16 protein-coding genes are annotated in these 18,694 nt (G+C 32.3%); 8 read left to right on the forward strand and 8 right to left on the reverse strand.

Going from position 1 to position 18,694, the window contains the following annotated elements:
* Positions 1-55 precede the first annotated feature (55 nt).
* Positions 56-1,348: a DUF4317 domain-containing protein gene (locus ACJDUH_RS02145; RefSeq protein WP_406763507.1), complete on the reverse strand. Its 1,293-nt coding sequence runs from the start codon at positions 1,346-1,348 to the stop codon at positions 56-58.
* A 346-nt stretch (positions 1,349-1,694) separates the two neighbouring features.
* Here ACJDUH_RS02145 and ACJDUH_RS02150 point away from each other — a divergent pair, with 346 nt between their 5' ends.
* The 6 genes from ACJDUH_RS02150 (at position 1,695) to ACJDUH_RS02175 (ending at position 6,395) form a co-directional block, all read left to right on the forward strand.
* Complete coding sequence (locus ACJDUH_RS02150) at positions 1,695-2,072, forward strand: GNAT family N-acetyltransferase (RefSeq protein WP_406764997.1); 378 nt, start codon at positions 1,695-1,697, stop codon at positions 2,070-2,072.
* Between the two features lie 464 nt (positions 2,073-2,536).
* Complete coding sequence (locus ACJDUH_RS02155; protein ID WP_406763508.1) at positions 2,537-2,740, forward strand: DUF4177 domain-containing protein; 204 nt, start codon at positions 2,537-2,539, stop codon at positions 2,738-2,740.
* A 145-nt stretch (positions 2,741-2,885) separates the two neighbouring features.
* Positions 2,886-3,980: an alkaline phosphatase family protein gene (locus ACJDUH_RS02160; RefSeq protein WP_406763509.1), complete on the forward strand. Its 1,095-nt coding sequence runs from the start codon at positions 2,886-2,888 to the stop codon at positions 3,978-3,980.
* 95 nt (positions 3,981-4,075) lie between these two features.
* Positions 4,076-4,582 carry a hypothetical protein gene (locus tag ACJDUH_RS02165; protein ID WP_406763510.1) on the forward strand — a complete coding sequence of 169 codons (507 nt, stop codon included), beginning with the start codon at positions 4,076-4,078 and terminating at the stop codon, positions 4,580-4,582.
* 178 nt (positions 4,583-4,760) lie between these two features.
* Positions 4,761-5,519, forward strand: coding sequence for a DUF4304 domain-containing protein (locus tag ACJDUH_RS02170; protein ID WP_406763511.1), 759 nt, complete (start codon positions 4,761-4,763; stop codon positions 5,517-5,519).
* 135 nt (positions 5,520-5,654) lie between these two features.
* Positions 5,655-6,395 carry a DUF169 domain-containing protein gene (locus ACJDUH_RS02175; RefSeq protein ID WP_406763512.1) on the forward strand — a complete coding sequence of 247 codons (741 nt, stop codon included), beginning with the start codon at positions 5,655-5,657 and terminating at the stop codon, positions 6,393-6,395.
* 175 nt (positions 6,396-6,570) lie between these two features.
* Here ACJDUH_RS02175 and ACJDUH_RS02180 read toward each other — a convergent pair whose 3' ends face one another.
* From ACJDUH_RS02180 to ACJDUH_RS02200, 5 genes are all read right to left on the reverse strand, one after another.
* Positions 6,571-7,398, reverse strand: coding sequence for a carbohydrate ABC transporter permease (locus tag ACJDUH_RS02180; RefSeq protein WP_406763513.1), 828 nt, complete (start codon positions 7,396-7,398; stop codon positions 6,571-6,573).
* Positions 7,398-8,318 (reverse strand): carbohydrate ABC transporter permease, encoded by a 921-nt coding sequence (locus ACJDUH_RS02185; RefSeq protein WP_406763514.1) that lies wholly within the window; start codon positions 8,316-8,318, stop codon positions 7,398-7,400. The genes ACJDUH_RS02180 and ACJDUH_RS02185 overlap by 1 nt, the downstream gene beginning before the upstream one ends.
* Before the next feature lie 107 nt (positions 8,319-8,425).
* Entirely contained in the window at positions 8,426-9,709 is a 1,284-nt protein-coding gene (locus ACJDUH_RS02190; RefSeq protein ID WP_406763515.1) for an ABC transporter substrate-binding protein, read from the reverse strand.
* A gap of 114 nt (positions 9,710-9,823) precedes the next feature.
* Positions 9,824-10,897, reverse strand: coding sequence for a response regulator transcription factor (locus ACJDUH_RS02195; protein ID WP_406763516.1), 1,074 nt, complete (start codon positions 10,895-10,897; stop codon positions 9,824-9,826).
* On the reverse strand, positions 10,897-12,720 hold the full coding sequence (locus ACJDUH_RS02200; protein ID WP_406763517.1) for a sensor histidine kinase: 1,824 nt from the start codon (positions 12,718-12,720) through the stop codon (positions 10,897-10,899). Before ACJDUH_RS02200 ends, ACJDUH_RS02195 begins: the two co-directional genes overlap by 1 nt.
* A gap of 239 nt (positions 12,721-12,959) precedes the next feature.
* On the opposite strand from ACJDUH_RS02200, the gene ACJDUH_RS02205 reads away from it, so the two are divergent.
* Both ACJDUH_RS02205 and ACJDUH_RS02210 read left to right on the forward strand, forming a co-directional pair.
* Positions 12,960-14,297 (forward strand): glycoside hydrolase family 30 protein, encoded by a 1,338-nt coding sequence (locus ACJDUH_RS02205; RefSeq protein ID WP_406763518.1) that lies wholly within the window; start codon positions 12,960-12,962, stop codon positions 14,295-14,297.
* 420 nt (positions 14,298-14,717) lie between these two features.
* A complete protein-coding gene (locus tag ACJDUH_RS02210) occupies positions 14,718-15,974 on the forward strand; it encodes an MATE family efflux transporter (protein ID WP_406764998.1) in 1,257 nt (418 codons plus the stop codon).
* Between the two features lie 128 nt (positions 15,975-16,102).
* Here the strand turns inward: ACJDUH_RS02210 and ACJDUH_RS02215 are convergent, their stop codons facing one another.
* Positions 16,103-16,675 carry a 4Fe-4S binding protein gene (locus ACJDUH_RS02215; protein ID WP_406763519.1) on the reverse strand — a complete coding sequence of 191 codons (573 nt, stop codon included), beginning with the start codon at positions 16,673-16,675 and terminating at the stop codon, positions 16,103-16,105.
* Between the two features lie 11 nt (positions 16,676-16,686).
* Positions 16,687-18,651, reverse strand: a complete 1,965-nt coding sequence (locus ACJDUH_RS02220; protein WP_406763520.1) for a CoA-disulfide reductase — start codon at positions 18,649-18,651, stop codon at positions 16,687-16,689.
* Positions 18,652-18,694: the final 43 nt, after the last annotated feature.

Raw genomic sequence — 18,694 nt, forward strand, 5'->3', positions numbered from 1 at the left:
AATCAAGCAATTACAAAAAGCATAGATTGGCTTCTATGCTTTTTGTCAGTATTAATTATATTATATCATCTAAGCCATTAACAGTAGCCTGTTCATTCTCATTAATAGGAATAACTATGCATTTTTTGCCGTCAATTATTTGAGACTTTATTTGAGGTATTTTTTCGGGTTTTACTTGAAGTATAACATCGTAGTCAGGAGTAGCCTTGTAATCTTCTAGAACCTCATTATCCGACCATGGCAGTTGAGTTTCATTAGCTGCAGCAACCTCATAGTTTACTTGCTCAAGCCTGGTTTGAAGCATTTCCACCTGTTTCTGAAGACGTTCTTCCTTCTTTCTTTGCTCTTTTACCTTAAGTACCTTTGAGTCAATTAGGCTTTCTGCTAAAGGAATATCATCCCCAAAGCTTTCTATATAGGATTCTTCAATTTTAGCTGTAACTTCTTCAGGAACTCCGCTTTCTATTAAAAGGTTTTGCATAACCTTATTTGTCAAGGTTATAGGATCAGGATCTGTATCCTCATAGGTGGCATTGTATTCTTCTATCATTATATTTAGATTATCTTGTACTTCCATAAAGATTTTATCTGCCTTATCTTCATCAGCGCTAAAGGTATCTTTAATAATTGAAGCAAAGACTTCCTTTTGTATAGCAGCTGTCTGTCTTGAATAACAGCCTAAAGCATTTTCCATTAGTTCAGGATGCGTATCCTTTGCATTTTTTGTGTAATACATAATAGAGTTAACATCCGAGCTGCGATCAATAAAAGCAGGAAATACAAAACCGTTAGTAGGGGCATCAACTACCCAATCTCTAACACGTGCTCCTATCTTGTTTTCTTCTTCAAAGTATCTAAGACCTGGCTCTGAAAGTGAAACAGGGCATATTGCACATAACACATATTCATATACTTCTTCAGATTCATCTACTTTTAAATTATCATTGGTTTTAGTAATAACATCATAAGCATCATGAAAAACAAGTATTAAATAGTTACCTGTATAATCATAATTATTTATAATCAAATCATAAAAGTCATTAAGAAGGTCATCATCTTTTAATTGACTTCTTTTAAGCTGTGCAAGAAAGGTTTGCTTTTCATTTACAAGCTCCTCATTAAGTGGAAAGTTAAGCTCTAAAATATTATTTCCCAAGCTTCCAGACAACACTTTTTTAGAAATTTCCAAGTACTTAAAGTATTCCTCTTCTTCTAAATTTAGAAAGGTTTCTCTAAATTTTAAGAGAATATGTTTTTCTCCACTAACATAGCAGCCGCACATTTTAGTGAAGGTGCAGTAATCTTTTTTTAAACGTCTTTTTAACTCAAGTATATCTTTTTTTCTCATATATAAACCCCTCGATCCAGTAATTTGTATTTAACTAAATATATCGGCATCATTAAGTATAGTATCTTTTTTAAATTAATAAAAGTGGTTTGCTAAGAATGGTGTTGAAAATCATCTACTCAAATTATGTACAAACTTATCCAATTTTTATATAATAGAACTAATTCGCAATTGTAAGATACTACGATGTTAAGGAGGCTTTTATGTCAGATATAATTATCAAATTACTTGAGGAGTCAGATGCAGAGGAACTTTTTACATTTGAACTTAAAAATAGGCCTTTTTTGAGAGTGTAGGTTTCCCAAGAGGAGATAACTTTTATGAATTAAATAAATTCAATACAATAATAAAGGAGCTAGTTGAGGAACAAAAAAAAGGATTAGTATATATGTATTTAATAAAGAATCATTCTGGAATGATTCTTGGCAGAATAAATTTAGTATCAATAGTAAGAGGAAGTTTTAATAAAGCTGAACTAGGTTATAGAATGGGCGTGGAACATCAGGGAAAGGGATATGCAACAAGAGCTGTAAAACTTGTTTTAGATGAAGCAGTCAATAAGCATAAGCTTCATAGGATAGAGGCTGGGACATCACCTAGTAATATAGGATCTCAAATAGTATTAATAAAGAATGATTTCCAGTTTGTTGGGCGTTTTAGTAAATATATCTATAAGAATGGAGAATGGTGTGACAGCATATATTTTGAAAGAATACTTGATTAAACCGCTCGGTTGCGGTTTTTCTGTAGTTAAAAAATCAGAACTGTATGTAGCGCCTGCAAATATAAACATATGTGTGACATCATTTCCGTCCATGTCAAGATACTACCTACGGATGATACCGGACAATAGAAAAAAGCCTTTGTTTTTCTCACTGTAATTGTATCTTATAATAGCATTTACATCATTAACATATGTTAATTTTAAGTGATATTTTTATTGCGCTGAGTTAGAAAGAAGCTTATGGTATATCAACTGCAGTGAATTATACCATAAGTTGGTTAATACTATATATTAACTTCTTATTATCCATATTATCAATTGTTAAGTCGTCTGTGATCATAATGATTACGGGCTTTTTTATTGGCGTTTTTATTCCACAAGTTGTATAATTTATATATTAATGTAATTCTGACTTGTAATAAAATGAGCACTAAAGATAATTTTAAATTAAGGGGGGGTAAAAGATGAAAAAGAAATGGGAATATAAAGTAATAGGAATTGATTCAATTATTAAAGCTAGTGATGATTCTATGTTAGAAACCAAATTAAATCTTTTAGGAGAAGAAGGTTGGGAACTTGTTGGAATATTGGATCAAGTAAATTCTGGATGGGGAACTCAACCTAAAGTTGAATATAATATTATGATGCTAAAAAGAGAAAAGGGATAGAAAAGATATCATTATGATAGTTCTTATTTAGTAAATATGATTCTTATAGTCTTAATTAACCAGACTTATTGGATAATGAAGATTTGTAATAAATGGTGAACTTAAGATTAATGATAATAAGCTGTTAAAAGTAGAGGGGAAAAATATGGTTGTTGATTATCATAATAGTATCGTGAATCTAGCTTGCTCTATCTTAGAATATTTTGGTGCTGAGAGTGAACATAGTACACTAAAAGAAGTGGATGAGCTTTTGAAATATCAATATAAAAATGTAGTTATCTTGCTATTGGATGGATTAGGGGTTGATGCATTACAATATCATTTATCGGAAAATGGTTTTTTCCGAAAGAATTTGATTAAGAAATATTCATCTGTGTTTCCTCCAACTACGACATCAGCAACGACATCTATTGAAAGTGGTTTAACCCCTTTGGAACATGGGTGGCTAGGATGGAGTTTATATTTTAGTGAAATAAATAAAATTGTAAACGCATTTATTAACACGGAAAAAGACACAGAAATTCATGCGGCGGATTATCATGTTGCCAGTCAAATTTTACCGTATAAAAGTATTTACGAAAAAATAAGAGATGCTGGGATGGCTAACGCATATAGTGTGTCGAAATTCGGAAGTAATAAAATAAAAACATTTGATGAATTGACGCATGAAGTAGAACGGTTGTGTGCTACCTCCGAGAAAAAATACATATATGGATATTGGGAAAATCCTGATAGCTTAATGCATGAGTTTGGTTGCTATAACAGTCTGGTTACTGAGAATATAAAAGAACTCGAAGAAAAAGTAACAGATATGTGCAAAAGATTATCCGATACATTGGTTATAGTTACTGCAGACCATGGACATTGTAATTTGAAGCACTATATTTTGAGTGATTATCCTAAGTTAATTACTATGTTAAAACGTCCAACTTCTATCGAAACAAGAGCTACAGCATTCTATATAAAAGATGAATATTTGAATGATTTTCCCATTGAATTCAATTATAATTTTGGCGACGACTTTTTATTGTACTCAAAAGAAGAGGTTATCAAAAAGAATATATTTGGTGTTGGAAAAATGCATCCTAAGTTTGAAGAATTCATAGGAGATTATTTAGCAGTAGCAATTAGTGACAAAGGTATTGTATATTCTCAAAAATCAAATCAATTTATTTCCAATCATGCTGGGATGACTGAACAGGAAATGAAGATACCACTTATAGCAATATCTAAAAAATGAGCATTTTCAAAAGTTAGTTCGCAATATTCATATTCAATTGCATAATGTATCAAACTTTCAATATCATTAATCTTATCAGAAAGTGGGTGTGAATTTTGAAAAGAAATTTATTTATACTTATATGTATTATTATTCTTATTATTACTGGTTTTGTTGCATATAAAACTTATGAAAGTAATAGTATTTATCATTTTTCTTCTTTTGATAAAAAATATTTTAGTGACATGGGATTTGTAATAAAGTCCACAAATATAAAACCGAAAGTTGATAAAAATGAAATACTAAGAATTACTAAAGCCATGCAACAACAATCATCATCACATCCCAAGGGTATATATATGCAATATGGACTTATATCCACTAATACATTTACCATAAATGCTATTTCAGAAGATGCAATAAATGCTGACCCAATTCTTAAAGAAAAAGATTCTATATCCGATATACCAGTTTGGATTATTACTTTTAGTGGACTTCTACCAGATAATTATAAACCTGATAAGAATGTAATTGGTAAACAACCATTAGATACAACCAATACCATCATAGATGCCATATCCGGGAAAATTCTATTAGAATTTGGTAGTGGAAAAAGACCTTAATACATAAAAATAATTATAACCATAATAAATTGTTAAGTAGTCTGTGATTATAATGATCACGGGCTTTTTTATTGGTGTTTTTATTCCATAAGTTGTATAATTTATATATTAAAGTAATTTAACTTGTAAACTATGGTGAAGCAAAGTCTTTATACACTTTATATGGGGAGTGATTAATATGGATGGTTTTTCTTATGGTAGTCCTTATCTTGACAGCCTTTCTGAAAAATATAATTATGTAGAGATGATTCATGAAACCTTTGACAATATTATTGTTCCAGGTTTTAAAGGAAGAGGATTTAGAAAAAACGGAAAGACATTTTATCGTCAGCGTGATGGTCTTATAGAAGTATGCAAGGTTAAATATTCAAGGGATAATAGTAGAGTTCATGCCAGATTTTCTTTAGATGTACAGATAGCTATACCTTCTTTTTATGATTCGATTGGTAAAAAGTATGATAATAAATGGGATGCTACTATATTTTACGTAACTCCTGGTTCACTTATTGGATGGGAGAACGGCTTAGCTAATTGTGGTGATTTATACTATATGTTAGATTTATGGGGGTATTCAGTAAGCAGTACATTTCAAAATGAACTTGCTAGAGGCAATAAAAGATATTTATTTCTTGAAAAGCTAGAAAATAGATATAATAGACAGACTGGAGAAGGATTTAATGAAGTTGTTGCTTCTGATATAGAAAATGTGATAATCAAATTTTTTAGCACGATACCAAGTGCCGAACAATTATTAAACCATATTAACAATGATGAACCCAGCAGATGTGCTGATGAAGTAATGATGAATAATGTAGCACACCTTTATCTCAGTTATGGAGAACAGGAAAAAGCCAAAGAAATATTTAGAAGAATACAGAATGGCTTTTTAAAAGACTCAATTCAGAAATTTATTGATAATATAGGAATTGTTTTGTAAACTGCCTATTAGGCTAATAATGAGAAGTACTTCCTTGAAAGTTTTTATATAAATTATTGTCAGTTGTCATAACAACTATAACGAATTGGTATAAATTATTTATAAGATTACAAATAAAGAGAGCGAGGAAATTATATGGAAAGTTCTTTAGTTAAAAGTTTAGGTCTGAATTATGAGCCAGTAGCTGTTATACTAAGTAACGAGAAGCCAGAAGGAGCACTTCAAGGTAAAGAAGGGCAGAGGAGTTGCACAATTCCATTATTTATTGCCGCTGCCAAAGGAAAAATAGCAGTTTTCGAACGTAAAACGGTAACATGTAATGGTGGTAAAACAGGATTTGGGTTTGGGCAATTTCCTAATTATCCAAATGGAATCGAATATTTTTTAACAGTTGGTAAGGAAGGTAAATTTGAAGGGGAAGGATATATGAAAAATCCAGAACTAGGTGATGATTTTGTTAAGTGTTTACCAATAACTGATATTCCATATGAGTATGTCATATTTAAGCCCTTATCAAAAGTAGATATTACTAAAGAAAAACCTGAAATAATAGTGTTTTATGTTAATACAGATCAATTATCAGCACTTACAGTACTTGCCAACTATTATAGACCAGGCTATGAAAATGTAGTAATACCATTTGCTTCAGGATGTCAGTCTATCTTTCTTTTGCCCTATGATGAAGCTAAGAAAGATAATCCAAGAGCAGTAATAGGATTAATTGATATTACAGTACGTCCTATGATAGAACCTGATATGTTGTCATTTTCTGTTCCTTATAAGATGTTTCTGGACATGGAGGAAAATGTAGAAGGAAGTTTCTTAAAGAAGCATTTATGGAATAGTTTGGCGGACAGAATGGCAAAAAGTAAATAGAATACATTAAACATAATTATGTCAACAACTTCATGAATAGTGACATTAACCATAAATGAGTAATATTACATTGAAAGTCTATTTATCAACTTCAAATTATACCTTTACTCCCCATAAGCTGTGGCCAGTAAAATTCATGAAAAAATTCAAGACACCCAATGGATGTCTTGAATTTTTATCCCTTCACTGCACCTGAAACAATGCCTTTTACTATATATTTTTGGAATAGGCTATAGAATATTAGTACTGGTATCCAGGTACAAACTAAACCTGCCAAGATACTTGGCCAATCTACAGTATATTTTCCAAAGAACATATTTGTTTCTAAAACTAAGGTGTAATTTTTAGGATTAGTAATCATAATAAGAGGAAGCATGAAGTCGTTCCAAATCCAAAGTACATCTAGGATTGCAATAGTTGCTGTTATTGGCTTTAGTAATGGGAAAATGATTTTAAAGAACATTTGTGCTTCGTTGCATCCGTCTATTAATGCTGCTTCTTCCAGCTCCTTTGGAATTGATTTAGAAAATCCGTGATAAAGAAATATAGCCATATTTATTCCAAGGCCCATATAAATTAAAGTTATCCCTGTCTTGGATCCTGTTAAATGCATATTTTTAGCTAATCTATATAAGGGTATCATTATAGTTTGAAAAGGTATTAGCATTGAAGATGTAAAAAATAAGAAGAAAAATGCACTTACTTTTCCTGAGGTCTTTGCGAGCTTATAGCCTGCTAGTGATCCAACTATAATTATACCTACTACAGATATTAAGGTTATATAGAAGGTATTAAAGGTTATTTTAAGGAAATTCATTTTATTAATTGCATTTATATAGTTATCAAAATTAATCTTGCCTGGTAATGCCAAAACAGATTTATATAGTTCAGGCTGGGTTTTAAAGGAGTTTAGAATAGCAATGTAAACTGGAAACAAGGTGATTATTCCCAGGGTAATTAAAATTAAAGTAGTAATAATGGGAATTATTTTAATCTTTTTCATTATGCTTCAATCTCCTTTCTCTTCAGCACTCCAAGTTGTATAAGGGTTATAACTAATATGATGAGGAATAAAATTATTGATTTAGCACTTGCATAGGCAAATCTCATGTTTCCATTGAAGGCTTCATTGTAGATATTAAGGCCCATAACAGTTGTAGATCTTACAGGTCCGCCGCCAGTTAAGGCATATATAATATCAAAAGCCTTAAAGCCTGTACTTAATGTTAAGAAGGTGCAGATGGTTATTGCATGCATAATTAGCGGCAGAGTTATCTTAAAAAAGGTCTGAAAAGGAGAGGCTCCATCTATTATCGAAGCTTCCTTTAGTTCCTGGGGCACTCCCTGCAGTGCTGCTAAATAAATGAGCATCATATATCCAACTCCAACCCATAGTGATACTATTAAAATGGCTATAAAGGCTAATTTAGGTTCTCCAAGCCAGGAGCTATTTAAGAAAGCTATGTGAGTTTTTGTTGATATTTCTGAAAGAACCTTAGTGAATATAAATACCCAAACAAAGGAAGATATAATCATGCTTATCATGTTTGGTATGAAAAATATTGTTCTGAAGAATCCATTTCCTCTTTTCTTTGAGTCTATTAAAACTGCCAAGGCTATGGCAAAAATGTTTTGTGAAACAACCAGAACAACGGCATACTTCAAAGTAAATATTATTGAATCCATAAAATATTTATCATCTTTAATCGCTTCAATATAATTTTTTAATCCAAGAAACTTAAATGTTTGATTTAATGCATTCCAATCTGTAAAGCTGTAATAAACTCCACTAATCATTGGTATAACAAAAAATGTAATATATAATATCAAAGCCGGTGCAATAAAGAAGAGCAAAGATAGGTATTTCTTATTTATAAGGTGCTTTGACTTCGATACTTTTGTATTTTTTGTAATGTTTATCACAGGAACCACCTCTTAAACTTAATAATACTTTTTTTAAAAAATTAAGCTACCCTTTTAAGATAGCTTAATCCACTAACCTTTTTAATCTTTAATTATCTAGTATAAGCTTATTTACTTGCTTTTACTGAATCTGCCCATACTTTATCTAAGTCTTTAATAACATCGTCTTTAGACATGCTCTTTAAATAATAGCCTTGAAGAGCTTTACCTACTTCATCCTTAACTGCTTGAGGCATTGAAGGATCTACGTATGCCTTACCAGCTTTAACGTATGCTGTTGCATCTTCAACAAAGGATTCAACCTTATAGTTATGAATTGTTGCTACAGGAGCAAACTGACATGCTTGAAAGAACCCAGCAGAGTCTTGATCATCATACATGTAGTTTAATAGAGCCTTTGCAACTTCCTTGTTCTTGCTGTGTGTTGAAAGTGCTAGAGAAGTGGAAACACCTAGGTTTACCATGGTTTGACTTGGATCATCACTGATTGGAAGTGCTGCAACTCCAAGTTCAAAATTAGGATTTGCCTTCAAAATCTGTGCTGATTCCCATGGCCCTTGAAGCCACATAGCTGCCTTTCCATTTGCGAAGTCTCCGCAAGCTGGATCTGCGCCAAGGTCAAGAGGCTTTGGAGTTCCGTTGGCATTTATTAAATCCATAACGTCAAACATGCCTTGAATTTCTTTATAAGAACCTTGTCCTTTATTCATTCTATCTATAAAGTCTTTATCTGTAGTATTTACATAAGCTCCAACTGCCAAGGAGTTAACTAATTGTGGAACCCAGCTGTCTTTATAAGATAGCAGCCATGGAGTAATACCTTTTGCCTTAAGCTGAGCAGTAACTGCCTTTAATTCTGATAAGGTTGTAGGAACGGTTATATTATTGTCTTTAAATATTTTCTTGTTGTATATATATCCCCAGCTGCTGTTTTCAAGAGGTACTGCAACAATCTTTCCATTATATGAAACTGGTCCCTTAATTTTTTCTATAATCTTTGAAGCAAAGGGTTGATCATTTAAGTCTTCTAGGTATCCTGCTTTTCCAAAGTCAGGTATTTGATTGGCAGCATGAACTGCAAATATGTCCATATCATCTCCGCCAGCAAGTCTAGTCTTTAAAAGCTGGTCTGATGTATTTGCATCTGGCATTTCAAGGTCATAGGTTACCTTAACGCCTTTTTCTTTTTCATACTTAGCTGCAAATTGATCAAAGTACTTAGTATATTGTTCTTTAAATCTCGCTTGTCCTTGTCCGATGAATAACTTCAAATGTACTTCTTTTGCTGAACTTCCCGTATTTGAGTTTGCTGGTGTACTTGAGCAGCCTGCAAGGATAGATGCTAGCAGTAATCCACTTGTAATTATTGAAAGCAACTTTTTAGTTTTCATAATATTAAATACCCCCCTTAAACTATGTAATCTTTTCTCAAGATTATAAAATCATTATAAACGTTTTCAAAATTATTGTAATTGATTAGCATTGTACTTAATTATTGTAAAATATTAACCTTCTTTTCTCATATCACCAGGTGAGGAGCCATAATAATTTTTAAAAACATGATAGAAGTGAGTTAAATCATCATAGCCTACTACTTTAGCTATGTTTTTAATGCTTATATCTTTAATTTCAAGCATTTCCTTAGCCCTCATCATTCTTAAATCTAAGACATAATTCATTAAGTTCTTATTATATTTTGATTTAAAGGCCTTTGATAAATACTCCTTGCTTAAGAAAAACAAGCTAGATAGCTTATCTAAGGAAATGTGTTCCGTGTAATGTAATTCTATATATGCTTTCACTTGAGCTATTGTATTCATGCTGTTACACCTTGTATTTTCATTAACATATATAATAGCTTTTTCAATATTTGAATATATTAATGTAAAAACTTCATGAAGGCTTTTTTTCTCTAAATCCTCTATATTTAGCGCTATTATATTTTGCTCTGCTTCAGCATTTATTAAGTTTTCCGTAGTTAGAATATACTCTTCCATCATCTCTTTAAAAACCTTTATGGTTATCTTTATAACTGTCTTTTCCTGAATCTTATTTTGAATAATATTATCATATAGTCTTTTTAAAGTATTTTTGATTCCCCAAAGGTTTCTTTCCACAAGCAGTCTTTCTATAACTTTTTTTTCGTTCATAATTAAGCTCAAGGTATTTTTATCAATTTCCTTACCTAAACCATAAATTGATTGAGCCTTTATTTCCGATACACACTTTCCAATTGCTGCATTTAGTTCCTGCTTATCTATAGGCTTTAAAATATAGTCTATTGCCTTTGATTTAATGGCTTGTTTTGTAAATTCAAAATCATTGTAGCCACTGATAACAATAAGCTTTATGTTTGGAAAATCCTCATTAAGTATTCTTAGTAAATCTACACCACCTAATCCAGGCATATTCATATCAGTTATGACTATTTGAGGATTATTTTCTTTTATAAGTCCGAGGCCTTCAATGCCATCATATGCTTCATCGATGGCTGTAATCTCATGCCTATCCCAATCCCCGAAAGCTCTTACAGTTTTTCTTGTCCATATTTCATCATCAATTATTAGTACTTTTAGCATTATTCTTCTCCTTCCTTTAAAGCCTTAAAGATCATTGTAATTTTCGTTCCCTTATCTTTTTCACTGTAAAGCTTTATACCATAGTCATTGCCAAAATACAGCTTCAGCCTGGCATCCACATTTTTTAAGCCCATACTTCCTTCTATTTCAAGTACATTATTTATATTGTTTTGAAGCAGCTTATCTATCTCTTCAATTCTTTTTTCCTCAATACCTAATCCATTATCCTCAACAATAATCATTATATCCTTTTCACTTTTTATAGCCTGTACGCTTAGCTTCCAAATACCAGCTTTCTTTTCCAAGCCGTGTTTAAAAGAGTTTTCTATAATAGGCTGAAGGCTTAACTTAGGTAATAAATAATCATTTAGCCCTTCCTCAATATTAAGCTCAATATCAATCCTATCTGTAAATCTCATTTGCTGAATTAATAAATAATCCTTAAGATGTAAAATCTCTTGCTTAATGGTAACTAAATCTTCTTTTACCTTAATAGAGTAAAGTAGCATATTGCTTATAGCTTTAATTAAGGTATATATTTCAGGTACATTTTTTGAAATTGCAATGCCGCCGATAAGCTGCAGTGAATTATTCATGAAATGTGGATTTATTTGTGCCTGTAATGCCTTAAATTGAGCGTTTCTTTTTTCCATCTTTACTTTATAATCGCTATCAATTAAATTTCTAATCTTCTCGATCATAATGGAATAGCTTTGTTCAAGGATTCCAATTTCATCTTTTCTGCCTGTTGGTTTAAAATTCACTGAATATATATCATTTATATTCTTCATGGACTTCGAAAGACTTCTAATAGGGCTTGTTGTCCCATGAGCAATGGCAATAGAAATTAAAATGCATATTATTAAAGAGATGACCATAATCAGGATGCTTATATTTAAGGTATCTCTTGCGCCTTTAACTATAAAGGAGTTTGGAATTATTTTTAAGGCTATTAGAGAATCATTTGAAATTCTATAATAAAAAATAGAATAATCTTTTGTTTTGATATAAGAATTGCCAGAAGTTTTGTTTTGATTTATTAAATCAACTGCTTCCTTTATCTGAGGATTGTCCTCTTTAGCTCCAAAAGGATTATATATAACCTTGCCCTCAGTATCTGTAATTAAGATATTACTTTCATCTTCAGTTTTTAATATATTTAAGATATCATCCATCTGTTTCCACTTTACATTGAGAAAAATCACACCTTGAAAATCATTTGCAAATTTGGATAATCTCCTATATACAAAAAAATTTTTATCCTTTACATTGAAGGTATCCTTCAAGTTATCTGGGATAAAGTTATTGTTAGTAATAATAGTATTTAAAGCATTTTGCTTACTGGAAGAGTACCAAATTTCATCCATTAATTTATAATCAGAGGTGTAATTATAAACTCCATCTGATAAATAAAAAAGCTGAGACTTACTTTCATTAAAGAATAATAGACCATTAAAATTTTTATTAGAGTAAATTAGTGAAAACATCTTACTTAATATATAGTTTTTAGAATCAACTTGAGTTAAATAGTTACTGTCATCAATTTTATTCATATTTTTTGAAACATTAGGGTCAATTAAGAAATTCAGCAGCAAATCGTTGAGCTGTGTAATAGTGTTATCTATGTACTTACCAGTCCAAACTATAGATCTGCTATTTGAATTTATTATTTCACTTTCCATAGAATCACTAGAACGAGTAAAGGATAATAGCGTAATTATTGCAAGGGGCACAGCTAAGGAAAGGCTTATAATTACAATTAATCGAAATTTAATACTTTCCTCCAAGCGTGCCTTAATTGATTTTCTTATAATATGCTTCATAAAAAACATCCTTTACATTTTAATATATATCACCTTTTGATGGGGAAAATGAAAAGACTATGAGATATGTAAAATTATTAAAATTTAGATTGAATTTACATTATCAAATCTATTACAATAGTGTTAACGATATCATTTTACTACAAAATTATACATATGTTAAGCTATAGAGAGGTTTCAATTGTGAAAACAATGAAAAGATATAGCCAAGAATATTAACCTAAAGGGAGTGAAAAATTGTGAAGAATGTAAAAGTAATTTTAACCTCAAAGAATACTGATGACAGACTTACAGAAAAGGAAGCTTTAAGCTTTGAAAGTAAAGAATCAGAAAAGGTTGATGTTAAGCTTGATGCTTCGAGGACATATCAAAGCATAATAGGCTTTGGGGGCGCCTTTACTGAAGCTGCTGCTTATACCCTTTCTAGGATGAGTGAAGACAAGAGACAAAAGGTAATCACTAGCTATTTTGACAAAGAAAAAGGCCTAGGCTACAGTATAGGAAGAGTACATATTCATAGCTGCGACTTTGCCTTAGAAAATTATACTTACACCGAAGCTTACGATACTGAATTAAACTCCTTTGATATTTCTAGAGATAGAAAGTGGATAATTCCTTTGATAAAGGATGCAGTGGAAACAAGAGGAGAGAATATAAGTCTCCTTGCATCACCTTGGAGTCCACCAGCATGGATGAAATCAAACAATGACATGAATCACGGTGGAAATTTATTACCGGAATATAGAAAAGCATGGGCAAGTTATTATACAAAATTTATTAGAGCCTATGAAAATGAAGGCCTAAATATTTGGGCTATTACAGTACAAAATGAGCCAGAAGCTGTACAAACCTGGGATTCTTGTATATACACAGAGTTTGAAGAGAGAGATTTCGTTAGAGATTATCTAGGACCTATTTTGTTTTCAGAAGGTTTTCAACATGTAAAACTGTTAATATGGGATCATAACAGAGATGTAATTGTTAGAAGAGCCTCTGGAGTACTGTCAGATCCAGAAGCAGCAAAATATGTATGGGGTACTGCATTTCACTGGTATGTAACCGAGGAGTTTGAAAACGTAGGAAAGGTTCATGATCTATTTCCAGATAAGCACCTTTTATTTACAGAAGGCTGTCAAGAGGGTGGAACAAAGCTAGGAGAATGGCTTACCGGAGAAAGATACGGAAGAAATATGATTGGAGACTTAAATAACTGGACTGAAGGCTATTTAGATTGGAATATTGTTCTTGATGAAGAAGGCGGCCCGAACCATGTAGGCAACTTTTGCGATGCTCCAATAATTGCAGATACTAAAACTAATGAATTGCATTATGAGAGCTCATATTACTATATTGGACATTTTAGCAAGTACATAAAACCAGGAGCTGTTAGAATTGGTGTAGATAATTCAAATGATAAGCTTTATGTGACAGCTTTCTTAAATGTTGATGGAACTATAGCTGTTGTAGCAATGAATGAAAAGGATGAGGCTATTGAATTTAAATTAGGCTACGAAGATAAGATATTAAACTTAAAATTAGACCCACATTCTATTGTAACTTATTTATTTGAAAAATAATTTTTGCAAATACTTCTGAGGTGCTTAATTTTCAGGCGTTTAAATATTTATGGCTAAATAGCTTATTGTATAAATTAAAGGTGCTAAATATCATTAGATTTAGCACCTTTTTATTTATGAAGGCATAGTATAAGTATTAGTTTTCAAATACTTAATTTGAAGTTGTATTAGTAAATAGCTTGTATTAAAATAAAAAGTGGAATTTAAGGATCATTTTAAATAACATGATTATTAATGGATAAATAAAACGAATTATAGCGAATTATAAGTTAAATCAATGCAAAGGAAGCGAATGCTCTTATGACTTTACGAAAACGTAATATGGATATGTGCAGTGGTCCACTGTTTAGTAAGATATTGGTCTTTGCCCTGCCAATCATGGCAATGTATATCCTTCAGTTAATGTTCAATACTGCTGATATGGTAGTCGTAGGGCGTTTTTCTGGAAGCAAGGCGCTGGCAGCGGTAGGCGCAACAGGTTCACTCATTAACCTCATCATCACCTTGTTTATGGGCTTATCAGTAGGTACCACTGTAGTTGTGGCACAAGATTTTGGTGCTAATAATCGGGACTCCGTAAGCAAATCTGTTCACACTTCCATAGCTGTCAGCATCATTGGTGGTCTGATTGTCATGGTGATGGGCATTGTTCTTTGTAAACCATTGCTGATAATGATGGGTACCCCAAAAGACATTATCGGTCTTGCGGTGCTATATATGGAAATTTATTTTATCAGCACACCTGCTACTATGGTATACAACTTCGCAGCAGCTATCCTACGTGCAGCAGGTGATAGCCGCCGACCAATGTACTACCTCATCATTACTGGCACTTTACACGTGATATTAAACCTGTTTTTGGTCATTGTTCTGCATATGAGTGTAGCAGGTGTTGCAACTGCCACAGTTATTTCAGAGTATTTATCGGTACTGCTTATTATGATGAGCCTTTCAAGGTGCGACGGAGCAATACGCTTCATACCACAGAAGATGCGTATTGATGGGAATAAACTGAAGGAAATTATAAGGATTGGTCTGCCTGCAGGTATGCAGGGACTTTTATTCTCTATTTCAAATGTGCTTATTCAGTCAGCCGTCAATTCCTTTGGCTCCACTATGGTTGCAGCTAGTGCCGCTGCAGGAAATGTGGAAAACTATATAGGCACTACTATGAACGCCTATTATAATGCGGCTATTGCCTTTACGGGACAGAACATGGGTGCGAAGAAGTATGATAGAATTGATACCATAGCAAAGGTGAGCACGGTATTAATCTTCGCCACTTGGATTGTATTGGGCGGCGGTATATTGCTTTTCGGAAGGCCGCTGATTAATATCTTTACCTCCGACCCTGAGGTAATTAAACTGGGCATGCTGAGATTAAATATTATGATAGCTGCATTCTTTACCTGCGGCATGATGAATGTATTTCCGGGACTTACCAGAGGGATGGGTTATTCTATTCTCCCTATGCTTTGCACTCTGGTAGGTGCCTGTATCTTGCGAATTGTTTGGCTTGCTACTATCTTTACTTGGCATCATACAGAAATTATGCTTTTTCTCTGCTATCCTGTTACTTGGGCGCTGGCTGGACTTGGTCAGGTTGTTATTTACTTATATGCACGTCGGCAGATTCGTAAGCCTGCAGCGCAAGTGGTTGAGGCTGTTGGAATATAAGGTTGTATTACTTTGTTAAAGATTATTATATTTTAAATAATACTTATAATTTACTAATAAATTCACTATTTATATATTAAATTGATAGGCATGAAAGTCTCACATAGACCTTCATGCCTTTATTGTACTCAGTTCTTCTTTTTAATATTAATAGCTAAATCTGATATTGTATTAATAGGACATATTGTGCACCAGGTTCTAGGCATATAGATAAGACCAAGAACCATGCCTATAACAGTTGTTGTAAACATCATAGAATAAACTCTAAAGGATAAATGTACTATCCAATCAGGTATAGAGTTTATATTTAAGAGTTGAGGCATATTCCATGGAAGCTTAAATGCGATCATAAATCTCACCTTTTCCATGGGAGCAATCCTACCCTTGTATACCATTATAGTTGACATAAATAGAATAAATAAATTGAAGCTAAAATAAGTTAAGAAAAACCATCTTCCATCACCGTTTGTAAGCCATTTAGGCAGAGTCTTGCCTTTAATAGACTTGTTTTTAAATAAGAAAGTAAAAAAGTGTGCTCTTGGACAATAATTCTGACACCAGGTTTTTTTACCATCCTTTGCTAACAGGATAAATGGAATAATCATGCAGGCAAAACCAAGCCATGCAAAAATAATATTAAAAAATCCAAGAGTGAAAAATAGTATGGTTACTATATATAATTTGTTTGTCCATCTCTTCATTTATATCTATATTAATTCTTTTTAATAAAGGCGATTACATTTCCCTTATCTTTAATTAAATTAACCAGCTCATTCTTAGATTTCTCACACCATGATTTTATATCATCATAGAAACCTGGGTCAGAAGAGGTTACCTTAAGAATTTCACCAACCCTTAAGTCATCCATAGATGCCTTAACTTGTACAAGTGGACCAGGGCAGCAGAGACCACAAACATCTATACTTTTATCGTAATTTGAAGTATCTAAAGCTGCTTCTGATATTACTCTTTGTGTGTCTTGATCTATTATTTGTTTTTTAGAATTACTACTTTCTTCTTTTTGCTGTTTCGGTACATAGTTTATGGATGATAGGCTCTTATATCCGCCAGTTACATTTTTAACTCTATATCCATGTTCTGAAAGAATTCTAGCAGCAACATAGCCTCTTAAACCAACTTGGCAGTACTCAATTATTTCTTTGTCTTTATCTAATTCATTTAGTCTTTCTCTTAAATTATCAACAGGAATATTTAAGGCTCCTTCAATGTGACCATTATTATATTCCATTTCAGTACGAACGTCTAAAAGAATAGTGCTTTCTTTATTATAATTTAAAAACTCTTCTGGAGTAATAACATCCATCTTGCCAGTAATAACATTTTCAGCTACAAAACCTGCCATATTGACTGGATCCTTTGCTGAGGAGAATGGTGGAGCATAGCTTAGTTCAAGTTCTGTAAGGTCAAAAACAGTTCCTCCAAGTCTTATAGCTGAAGCAATAACATCAATTCTTTTGTCAACGCCATCATATCCTATAGCTTGTGCACCTAGTATTTTACCATCATTATTAAATAATAATTTTAATGATAATGATAGTGCTGCAGGATAATAGGAAGCATGAGAAACTGGATGAATGGTAATTGCTTTATACGGTATATTAAATCTTTTTAGGGTTCTTTCATTATTTCCAGTACTTGCTGCAGTTAATTCGAAAACTTTAATAATTGAGGTACCTTGAGTACCTTTATAGATTGAATCTAGGCCGGCTATATTGTTTGCGGCAATTCTTCCTTGTTTATTTGCTGGACCAGCTAGTGGTACAGTAGCATTTTGCTTATTAATAAAATCTACTACTTCAATAGCATCACCAACTGCATAAATATTTTCAATATTTGTCTGCAATTTATTGCTTACTAATATATGACCTCTAGCTCCAAGCTCAATCCCAGTTTCTCTTAAAAAGCTTGTGTCAGGGGCAACTCCAATAGCTAAAATAACTAAATCAGCAGTGATTTTTTTATTACTGCTTAAATTAATTTCAACATTTTTATCAGTATCTTTAAATGATTTTACACCATCATTTATTATAAGTTCTATACCATTTTCCGTAAGTTCTTTTTCGGCAATAACTACCATGTCTGAATCAAAAGGTGCAAGTATGTGAGGCGCAGCTTCCACTAGGGTAACCTTAAGTCCTCTTTCTTTTAAGTTCTCTGCCATTTCAATTCCTACGAATCCGCCGCCTATAACCACAACATTATTGATGTCCTTCTTATCAACTAAGGTTTTTATTTTATCTGTATCAGGAATATTTCTTAAAGTTAATATTTTATCGCTATTTATACCTTCAATATTTGGTTTAATTGCCTTTGCACCAGGAGATAGAACCAAGTAGTCGTAGCTTTCCTCATAGATTCCTTTAACTTTAGAGTTTACTTTAACAGTCTTTTTAGAAGGGTCAACACCTATAATTTCACTATTTATTCTTACGTCTATATTAAATCTATCATGCATACCCTCAGGCGTTTGTACTAAAAGTTTATCCCTATCTTTAATGGTTTCACCTATATAATAAGGCAAACCACAATTAGCAAAAGATATATATTCATCTCTCTCAAACATTACAATTTCAGCACTTTCATCTAATCTTCTTAATCGAGCAGCTGCAGAGGCACCACCTGCAACACCGCCAACAATTAATATTTTTTTACTCATAGAAATTCCTCCCTCATTAAGGCTTAATTAATTGTATTAGTAT

The sequence above is a fragment of the Candidatus Clostridium radicumherbarum genome (assembly GCF_045310525.1).
Classification (GTDB): domain Bacteria; phylum Bacillota; class Clostridia; order Clostridiales; family Clostridiaceae; genus Clostridium_AT; species Clostridium_AT radicumherbarum.

What these genes read in the sequence shown, in the direction of transcription:
- ACJDUH_RS02145 (WP_406763507.1), bottom strand. Translation starts at nt 1,348, where the DNA reads ATGAGAAAAAAAGATATACTTGAGTTAAAAAGACGTTTAAAAAAAGAT.
- ACJDUH_RS02155 (WP_406763508.1), top strand. Translation starts at nt 2,537, where the DNA reads ATGAAAAAGAAATGGGAATATAAAGTAATAGGAATTGATTCAATTATT.
- ACJDUH_RS02160 (WP_406763509.1), top strand. Translation starts at nt 2,886, where the DNA reads ATGGTTGTTGATTATCATAATAGTATCGTGAATCTAGCTTGCTCTATC.
- ACJDUH_RS02170 (WP_406763511.1), top strand. Translation starts at nt 4,761, where the DNA reads ATGGATGGTTTTTCTTATGGTAGTCCTTATCTTGACAGCCTTTCTGAA.
- ACJDUH_RS02175 (WP_406763512.1), top strand. Translation starts at nt 5,655, where the DNA reads ATGGAAAGTTCTTTAGTTAAAAGTTTAGGTCTGAATTATGAGCCAGTA.
- ACJDUH_RS02180 (WP_406763513.1), bottom strand. Translation starts at nt 7,398, where the DNA reads ATGAAAAAGATTAAAATAATTCCCATTATTACTACTTTAATTTTAATT.
- ACJDUH_RS02190 (WP_406763515.1), bottom strand. Translation starts at nt 9,709, where the DNA reads ATGAAAACTAAAAAGTTGCTTTCAATAATTACAAGTGGATTACTGCTA.
- ACJDUH_RS02195 (WP_406763516.1), bottom strand. Translation starts at nt 10,897, where the DNA reads ATGCTAAAAGTACTAATAATTGATGATGAAATATGGACAAGAAAAACT.
- ACJDUH_RS02200 (WP_406763517.1), bottom strand. Translation starts at nt 12,720, where the DNA reads ATGAAGCATATTATAAGAAAATCAATTAAGGCACGCTTGGAGGAAAGT.
- ACJDUH_RS02210 (WP_406764998.1), top strand. Translation starts at nt 14,718, where the DNA reads ATGGTAGTCGTAGGGCGTTTTTCTGGAAGCAAGGCGCTGGCAGCGGTA.
- ACJDUH_RS02215 (WP_406763519.1), bottom strand. Translation starts at nt 16,675, where the DNA reads ATGAAGAGATGGACAAACAAATTATATATAGTAACCATACTATTTTTC.
- ACJDUH_RS02220 (WP_406763520.1), bottom strand. Translation starts at nt 18,651, where the DNA reads ATGAGTAAAAAAATATTAATTGTTGGCGGTGTTGCAGGTGGTGCCTCT.